This window comes from Prevotella sp. P5-64 (assembly GCF_002251285.1).
Lineage (GTDB): Bacteria > Bacteroidota > Bacteroidia > Bacteroidales > Bacteroidaceae > Prevotella.
In genome coordinates, this window is record NZ_NPJK01000065.1 from 92,126 (window position 1) to 101,143 (window position 9,018).

Consider the following 9,018-nt stretch of genomic DNA (forward strand, 5'->3'; position numbering starts at 1 on the left):
ACACAAACAAGTATGAAGAAAATTACACTCTTTCTGGCAGCATGTTTCATGCTCGCCACCGTATCGCTGGCAGAGACCCAGCCTGCAGTGACCTTCAACTGGGCACACACCGTAGACGGCGCCACATCGGCTGGCGACAACATCATCGGTATGGTCAAAGCCTCGGGCGGCGACTACTATGTGGCTACCACATGGGGCACCAACTCCGGGGCCTCACAGGTCAACCTCTGGTTTGACGGCGAACAGGTCACTGGCGCCGACGGCGCCGCCATCGTGGGTAGTCCTTACACGGGCACCAGCAAAAATGGCAACATGTTTCTGCAGAAGGTGAGCAACGCCGGATCTATCGTCTGGAACGCCTATACGCGCAAAGGCGACATCGCGCACGACAAGTCGCACATCGTCCCTACCAAGGACGGTGGACTGCTGGCTGTACTCAAGACCCGCGCATGGGTGGCAGAGGCTGGCTATGACAACCTGGTAGAATATGTAGACCCCACGGGCCATGTGACCACCATCAAGGACATGGGCAATGTCAGCGGCGAGTACCGCTACCTGGTGCTCAAGATAGCCGAGAACGGCAGCCTGGAGTGGTCGCGCCTCATCGCGGGCAAGGTAGAGAAGCGCAAGAGGGGATTCACCAAGGACAACATGTCGGTCTATGGCGTGGCTGTCGACGAGGATGGTGGCATCTATCTCACCGGTAACTTCCGCACCGAGATGTATCTGAAGAAGACCGACGGAACCGTAGAGACACTCACCGCAAAGAACACTACCGAATGGGATGGTGACTCTCAGGGTGTGGTGGGCGACCTTTTCCTTGCCAAGTTAGACAAGGACGGCTACTTCGTCAAGAGCCTTACCGCAGAGGGCATCGCCGCCAGCGCGTTCCTGGACAAGGTGGTCTATGCCAACGGCAACCTCTACTTCAACGGACGCATAAAGGGTAAGGCAGGCAACGAACTGACACTGGGCGGCAAGGCTGTAAGCGTCACCAACGACTGCGAGAACCTCCTGCTGGCATCGGTCAGCGCTGCCGACCTCAGCGTGGGCTATGTCAAGACCATCACCCCCGTGGGCAGCAAGAAGACCATACATAACAACGGTTGCCAATGGATAGACGGATATGTCTACTTCACCGGTTCGTCTATGGGCGGACTCACCGGACTCTACGAGAACAGCAAGGGACAGCACAAGGGCTACATCCTCAAGATGGACCCAGCCACAGGCGAGGTGGTCAAGAGCGCCATACGCCTGGATGGCGGCATAGGCAAGTTCTATGGCGTCTATCTCAACGGCTCCACGATGTATGCCTTCGGCTATGACATGACCGGTGGTGCTCTGCTGGTGCCTGTAGATGCCGCCACACTCTCACAGGGTACCGCCATCACGCTGTGTAAGTATGGTGTAGTGGCTGCCGGCTGCACTCCAATCATAGACGGTGAGAACATGGTAGTGGCCAACCGAGGCAGAAACACCGCGACGCTCTATGGCACCGACTACTCATACACCGGCAACAAGAACTGGGCGATGATATACTACAGCTACAAGCTGGCTGGCACATCGGTAGGCATCGGCACGACCACCGCCGAGAGCCAGAAGGGCAAGACAGATGTCTACACGCTCGACGGACGGCTGGTAAAGAGTGCCCAGAGTTATGACAAGGCGGTAGGCGGACTCGCCCAGGGTGTCTATGTCATCGGCAACAAGAAAGTGACCATCCGCTAACCACGACCCGCCATGAAGAGACAACTGTTATCACTCCTGGCCATCACCCTCATGCTCCCTGCCGCGCTGTCGGCACAGACGGTGAAGCAGGACGATGCCGTGCGCACGGGTAAGTTGAAGAACGGACTCACCTACTACATACGCCACAACGCCAAGGAGCCCGGACTGGCCGATTTCTATATCGCCCAGCGGGTGGGCAGCATTCTCGAGGAACCCCGCCAGCGTGGTCTGGCTCATTTTCTGGAGCACATGGCGTTTAATGGTACCAAGCACTTCCCCGGCAAGGGCAAACGGCTGGGCATAGTGCCCTGGTGCGAGTCTATAGGTGTGAAATTCGGAGCCAATCTCAATGCCTACACCTCGGTAGACCAGACCGTCTACCACATAGGGGCTGCCCCCATCGGCCGTGAGGGCATCGTAGACTCTTGTCTGCTGGTGCTCAACGACTGGAGCCACTACATACTGCTCGAGGACAAAGAGATAGACAAGGAGCGTGGCGTGATACGCGAAGAATGGCGCAACCGGCGCTCGGGCATGGCGATGCAGCGGCTCATGGAGCGCGTGATGCCCAAGATATACCGCGGCTCCAAGTACGAGGACTGCATGCCTATAGGCAATATGGACATCGTCAGCAATTTTCCCTATCAGGACCTGCGCGACTATTATGACAAGTGGTACAGGCCCGACCTCCAGGCGGTGATTGTGGTGGGCGACATAGATGTAGACCGCATGGAAGCCAAAATCAAACGGCTCTTTGGCAAAATTCCCGCCGCCAAGAACCCGGCAGAGCGCATCTACTACCCCGTAAACAGCAGCGACCGCATGATAGTGGCGATAGAGAAAGACCGCGAGCAGCCCATCGCGCTGGGACATCTCTACATGAAGCGCGCAGCGACGCCCCGCGCAGAGAAGACCACCATGGACTATCAGCGCGACGGATATATGGAGGGGCTCATCGTCAGCATGCTCAACAGCCGACTGGCAGACAAGGGCAAGGAGACCGCCAACCCGCCCTATATGAGCAGCACGGTGCGCGACGGGATGTTCTTCGTATCGGGCACCAGCGACGCCTTCAGCCTCAGCATAAGCTGCAAGCAAGACAACATACTGGGTGGCATCGCAGCGGCTGTGGCTGAGGTGGAGAGAGTGCGCCAGCACGGATTTACCGCCGACGAACTGGCAAGGGCAAAGGCCATCTATCTCAACGCAGCCCAACGGCGCATGAAGATGGAGGGCGACCGCCGCAACAGCAGTCTGGTCAAGCAGTGTGTAAACAACTTTCTCGACGGCGAACCGATACTCTCGCCTGCCTACAGTTACGAGTTGATGCAGAAGATGGACCAAGAGGTGACCCTCAAGGACATAAACAGCCATATCGGCACCATCATCACCGACCGTAACCAGGTCTTCGTGCTCTACGGGCCCGACCGCAAGGAGGTGGTGCTGCCCTCCGAGGCAGAGATAGAAGAGACCATCGTCGAGGCGCAGCGCCGGCAGTATGACGCCCACGTAGACGCCCACACCGCGACAGCCATCATGGACAAGATGCCCACTCCGGGCACAATAGTGAAGGAAGAGGCTACGGGCAAGTGGGGCATGACGCGGCTCACGCTGAGCAACGGGATGGAGGTGTATGTCAAGCCCACCGACTATCAGGCCGACGTGGTGACCATGACCGTCAAGGGCGAAGGCGGAACCTCGCTCTACCCAGACGCCGACATCCCCAACTTCGCGCTCTTGGCAAGTGCCATCACCGAGGGTGGCGTGGGCAGCATGACAAGCACCCAACTGCGCAAGGCGCTTACGGGCAAGTCGGTGAAGGTGGCACCCGCGATAGGCCAGTCGTCACAGCGCATCACGGCGACATCGTCGGTGAAAGACCTGGAGACGATGCTGCAACTCACCTATCTCTACTTCACAGCTCCAAGACGCGACTCGGTGGCATTTGAAGGACTGAGAAACCGCACGCGGTCGTTTCTGACCAACCGCAGTGCCAGTCCGAAGGTGGTTTACAACGACAGTCTGAGCGCGGTGCTCTATGGCAACAACCTGCGCACGGCGCCTGCCACACGGCAGATGGTAGACCGCGCCGACTATGGCCGCATCATGGAGATATATCGTGAGCGGTTTGCCGACGCGTCGGCGTTCAAGACGGTCATCATAGGCAACGTGAGCATAGACAGTCTGCGCCCGCTGCTCTGCCGCTATCTGGCAGCGCTGCCCGCCACCCACAAGGGCGAGAAGGCCGACAAGAGCCGTCTGCCACGTATGGTGAAGGAAAACAAGGTGGTGAAGTTTGGCCGCAAGATGGCTACGCCAGTGACCCAGGTCAACATCATGTACACGGCAGACATAGACTTCTCGCCCCGTGCCGACCTGACGCTCGACATCATGCAGCGCTGTCTGCAGATAGCCTATACCGACTCGGTGCGCGAGGACAAGGGAGGCACCTATGGCATCGGCGTGAGCTTTGAGCTGGACAAGGACGAAGAGCCCAATGCCCTGCTGCGCATAAGCTATAAGACCGACCCCACCCGCTATGACGAGCTCAACCCTATCGTGTACCGACAGCTGCAGCACATGGCCACCGACGGACCCATAGCATCGTCGATGGACAAGGTAAAGCAGTATCTGAAGAAGCAGTATGCGCAGAACGCCATGACCAACGACTACTGGAGCTACATCATCTGGCACCAGATAGACGACGAGGCCGACTTTGACACGGGCTACTGCCAGATGGTAGACAGCATCACGGCCCACGATGTGCAGCAGATGGCACAGACGCTACTGAAGCAGAACCACCGCATAGAGGTGACCATGTGCTCGGAATAGCAACGGGCAACAGCCAGGCTGCTGACCACCTCCACAAGCATGGAGGGTACCTCTACAAGCGTGGAGGGTACCTCTGCAAACGTGGAGCATACCTCTGCAAGCATGGAGCATACCTCTGCAAACGTGGAGCATACCTCTGCAAGCATGGAGCATACCTCTGCAAGCGTGGAGGGTACCTCTACAAAAGCGCTGACCGCGAAGCGGAGTGTGCCAGTGACATCGGCTGATGGAAATGACCGCATCTGCCGAGCCTGCAACCATCATCGCCGGCTCGTATCAATAGGCACGTGGACACGTATCAAACGACACGGAAGCACGCATCGTAAGGCACGCGCTCCCGCATCAAATGATACGAGCCGACAATGACGGTGAAAACACTTATATCAATGGTTGGCAAGGTCGCCATAGTGGCCTTGTCAACCATTGTTCATATACTACCAGTTTGTAAGCATTGTCAGCAAAACGCTAACTATTTTCTGTTTTTTCTTCATTTTTCCTACGAATCTCTTCATTATTGTCAAAAAAGTATTACCTTTACAGCCGAAAAAAGTGAAGACATCGGCTGAGCCGTGGCAAAAGGCCATGGCAAAGCAGATGATACAGGGTACAATAATCTGCATACAACCAGTATTCGTAGACCAAATAAACTTTTATCCAATATGAACAAGCTGACAGCGGAAGATAATGAGATTAGGGCAAGTTGACATCTCGACGTGAGTGTCACTTGGCTTAACGGGTGACAACGAGAATGAAGACCATAGAAGAACCAATAATAATTATAACAAGTAGAAACATGTGTGGAATAGTAGGATATATAGGTCAGTCTGACGCCTACCCCGTCCTCATCGAGGGCTTGAAGAGACTGGAGTATCGTGGATACGACAGCGCGGGAGTGGCGCTGATTGGCAATCAGGATAACCTCAATGTATATAAGACTAAAGGAAAAGTAAGTAATCTGGAAGCATTGGCAGCCGACAAGGACTGCAGCGGCCACATAGGTATAGCCCACACGCGCTGGGCAACCCATGGAGAGCCGTCGGCAGCCAATGCCCACCCCCATGTGAGCATGAGTGGAGAGCTGGCGTTGGTGCATAACGGCATCATCGAGAACTACCAGGTGCTGAAAGAGCAACTCGCAGACAAGGGCTATACGTTCAAGAGCTCTACAGATACCGAGGTGCTGGTGCAACTCATCGACCATTACTACCAGCAGAACGGCAAGGATTTGGTCTCTGCCGTATGTCAGGCTCTGAACGATGCCATCGGCGCCTACGCCATAACCGTGATGGAGAAAAAGGACCCAGGGCATATCGTGGCTGCCCGACAGTCAAGTCCGCTGGTGGTGGGCGTGGGCAAAGACAACAAGGACTTCTATATCGCCAGTGACGCCACCCCCATCGTGGAGCACACCAACAAGGTGGTGTATCTCGAGGATGGAGAGATAGCCGACATCAGAGTGGGAAAAGAACTGAACATCATCAACCTCGAACATGCCTCGTGCAGCTATACCATCAAGACCGTGGACCTGGACATCAGCAAACTCAGCAAGGGCGGCTTTGACCACTACATGCTGAAGGAAATCTATGACCAGCCCAACTGCCTGAAGGACTGTATGAGCGGCAGGCTCATCGTGGACAAGGAGCATCCGGAAAACAACCATATCGTGCTCTCGGCGCTCAGAGACTATCGCGACCAGCTGGTAAACGCCAAACACATCATCATCGTAGCCTGCGGAACGAGCTGGCATGCCGGACTCATAGGCAAGCAACTCATCGAGAAGATGTGTCGCAAGCGCGTGGAGGTGTCTTACGCCAGCGAGTTCAGATACGTGGACCCCGTGATAGAACCCGAAGATGTGGTGATAGCCATCAGCCAGAGCGGCGAGACCGCCGACACGCTGGCAGCCATAAAACTGGCCAAGGAGAAGGGGGCTCTGATTTTCGGCATCGTCAATGCTGTGGGCTCGTCTATAGCCCGCGAGACCGACACCGGCGTCTACATCCATGTGGGCCCGGAGATAGGCGTGGCAAGCACCAAGGCTTTTACGGGGCAGGTGACCGTGCTCACGCTGCTCGCACTGGCTCTGGGACACGAGCAAGGCACGCTCGACGACGCCAACTACCATGAGATGATAGAGGAACTCTCGGAGATACCGCAGAAGATGGAGAAGGTGCTGGAGCAGGCGCCGATGATAAAGTCGCTGGCTCTGATGTTTACCTACGCCCACAACTTCCTCTACCTGGGGCGTGGCATGAACTTCCCGGTGGCTCTGGAGGGCGCATTGAAGCTGAAGGAAATCAGCTATATCCATGCTGAAGGTTACCCCGCCGCCGAGATGAAACACGGCCCTATCGCCCTGGTAGACCAAGATATGCCCATCGTCTTCATCGCCACCCATCACCAGCTCTATGAGAAGATAATCTCTAACATGCAGGAAGTGAAATCACGAAACGGCCGCATCCTCGCAATTGTCACCGAAGGCGACGAGCTGGTGAAGAACATCGCTGACAACGAGATAGAAATCCCCAAGACCCAGAATGCACTGATACCGCTGCTGAGCGTGGTTCCGCTGCAGCTCCTCGCCTACTACGTGGCGGTGGACAAAGGTCTGGATGTGGATATGCCAAGAAACCTGGCAAAGAGTGTGACCGTGGAGTAAACGGAGTCTATGACAGGACTGCCCACGGCGGTCATCAAGGGATGGAGTTCAGTTACGGAATCGATGCAGACGGCTCCGAAAAAGTGTTTTTTTCCCACCAAGAGCGTCACTTTTTGAACAAATCGCTCCCTGATTGCTAAAAAAGTATTAACTTTACGGCAGAAAATAACCAAATGAATTATAAACAACACAAACCATTATGGATGCACAGAAAGTAGACATGTTTATCATGGCCAATGGCAAGTATTTTTCCGAAGAGAAGATTTCCTTTATTCGCACCAGGCTGCTCGAGCTGGACGACTCCAGGTGGGTGCCAATCAGCAGCCTGCAATTCAAGAGCCCCACGGTCGCCCTCGTCTTGTCCATCTTCCTGGGATGTTACGGCATTGACCGCTTCTATATCGGTCATATCGGCTTGGGAGTTGCCAAGCTGCTTACTTGCAGCGGAGTCGGACTCTGGTATCTCCTCGATTGGTTTTTTATTTTAGGGGCTACTCGTAATGAAAACCTCAAAAAGCTCGAACTTCTGCTCTTATAAGAAATTCTATATCCTGTCGACCATCATCTACGCCATCGCATGTGCATGGATGATGGTGGCATACTGCACTGAGGGGCAAAGCGGCTTGGTCGTTTGCCCCTCAAAATTAATCTACCACATCCCGTGCCCGGGCTGCGGCATGACCCGTGCCACGCTGCTGGTGATACATGGCCACTGGGCAGACGCCATCAGGATGAATCCCAATGTGGTAATATGCATGGTAGGCATCATCATATTCCCCATCCTGCTGGTTGACGACATGGCGAGAGGCACTGCCTGTCTGCATCAAACATATCAGAAAATAGAGCATCTGCTGCACAAGCGACTCGTCATCTCGTTCATCCTGCTCTTCGAGTTGGCTATTATGGCACACAACTACGTATGCGGTATATGAGGCGTGGATGAAGGGGCTGATGGCGGGTAAGGCGATGGAGATGAAAACCGTTTAGGGCTGGATTCCACGTATGGAATTCAGCCCTAAACGGTATTTGACGGGCAACAAACCCTTAATCCCAAATCGGTCATTAGGATTTCTCTGTGTCGTACGGCAAAGAGAAATCCTTTAATTTTTCCCATATAGATAAGAATGATTGTCGTGTTTTTAGTGATCTAGCCAAATATAGGATGTGCTTGTCTTTTGTTTTTCCCAGATAGGCTGGCGTCGATATCAACTCGTATCGGATAGTCTTCAGAAATTTCTTCTTGTTGGAATTGATCAGCGCATGTCTGAACAACGACATAAAGTTATATGCCATAACAATGAAATTCCCACATGCCTCTGTTGCCCAGAAGTTATTTGTGACAAAGTCATCGATGGAGAAATCATTCTTCAATTCTTTTATCCTATTCTCAGAATCCGCTCTTCCGCGATATGAGTCATATACAATCTTGGCCGGCAGGTCAAGGTCTGTTACAAAGCAGCTGTATCGGTATTTTCCGAAATCCTGCTCATCCTCAAAAAGCTCCAGTTGCTTGATTTGCTTTCCTGCAGCTTTGGGGCGCTTGTCTATTTCTTGCCTGACCATCACAATGCGTCTAGGCTTCTCCCAACCGTTTGCCTGATAGATGGTTTCGGATATTTCCAATCCGTCTGTTAGCTCTATCCATTTGCGTTCATGGGTGAGACTGTACTTTATACGATTGTTGAAACGGCAGGCAATGATATAGTGTAACCCTTTCATTTCCAGATAGTCAAGTATTTCCTTCGCAAAGAAACCGCTATCCATGCGGACCAGCCCGACACGTTTGCCCTCAAGTTTCC

7 protein-coding genes are annotated in these 9,018 nt (G+C 54.1%); 6 read left to right on the forward strand and 1 reads right to left on the reverse strand.

The features are described 5' to 3' along the window. The first annotated feature begins 12 nt into the window (after positions 1-12). The 6 genes from CIK87_RS12300 to CIK87_RS12330 all read left to right on the forward strand — a co-directional run bounded on the left by CIK87_RS12300 (position 13) and on the right by CIK87_RS12330 (position 8,151). Complete coding sequence (locus CIK87_RS12300) at positions 13-1,728, forward strand: SBBP repeat-containing protein (RefSeq protein WP_144008221.1); 1,716 nt, start codon at positions 13-15, stop codon at positions 1,726-1,728. A gap of 12 nt (positions 1,729-1,740) precedes the next feature. After that, entirely contained in the window at positions 1,741-4,560 is a 2,820-nt protein-coding gene (locus tag CIK87_RS12305) for a pitrilysin family protein (RefSeq protein WP_094387418.1), read from the forward strand. After that, positions 4,548-4,787 carry a hypothetical protein gene (locus CIK87_RS12310; protein WP_094387419.1) on the forward strand — a complete coding sequence of 80 codons (240 nt, stop codon included), beginning with the start codon at positions 4,548-4,550 and terminating at the stop codon, positions 4,785-4,787. The genes CIK87_RS12305 and CIK87_RS12310 overlap by 13 nt, the downstream gene beginning before the upstream one ends. Before the next feature lie 566 nt (positions 4,788-5,353). Further along, positions 5,354-7,219, forward strand: coding sequence for a glutamine--fructose-6-phosphate transaminase (isomerizing) (gene glmS, locus CIK87_RS12320; protein ID WP_094387421.1), 1,866 nt, complete (start codon positions 5,354-5,356; stop codon positions 7,217-7,219). Between the two features lie 199 nt (positions 7,220-7,418). After that, positions 7,419-7,757 (forward strand): TM2 domain-containing protein, encoded by a 339-nt coding sequence (locus tag CIK87_RS12325; protein ID WP_094387422.1) that lies wholly within the window; start codon positions 7,419-7,421, stop codon positions 7,755-7,757. Then, positions 7,720-8,151, forward strand: a complete 432-nt coding sequence (locus tag CIK87_RS12330; RefSeq protein ID WP_094387423.1) for a DUF2752 domain-containing protein — start codon at positions 7,720-7,722, stop codon at positions 8,149-8,151. Before CIK87_RS12325 ends, CIK87_RS12330 begins: the two co-directional genes overlap by 38 nt. Before the next feature lie 130 nt (positions 8,152-8,281). Here the strand turns inward: CIK87_RS12330 and CIK87_RS12335 are convergent. Continuing rightward, on the reverse strand, positions 8,282-9,018 hold a 737-nt coding region (locus tag CIK87_RS12335; protein WP_144008070.1), incomplete at its 5' end, for a transposase.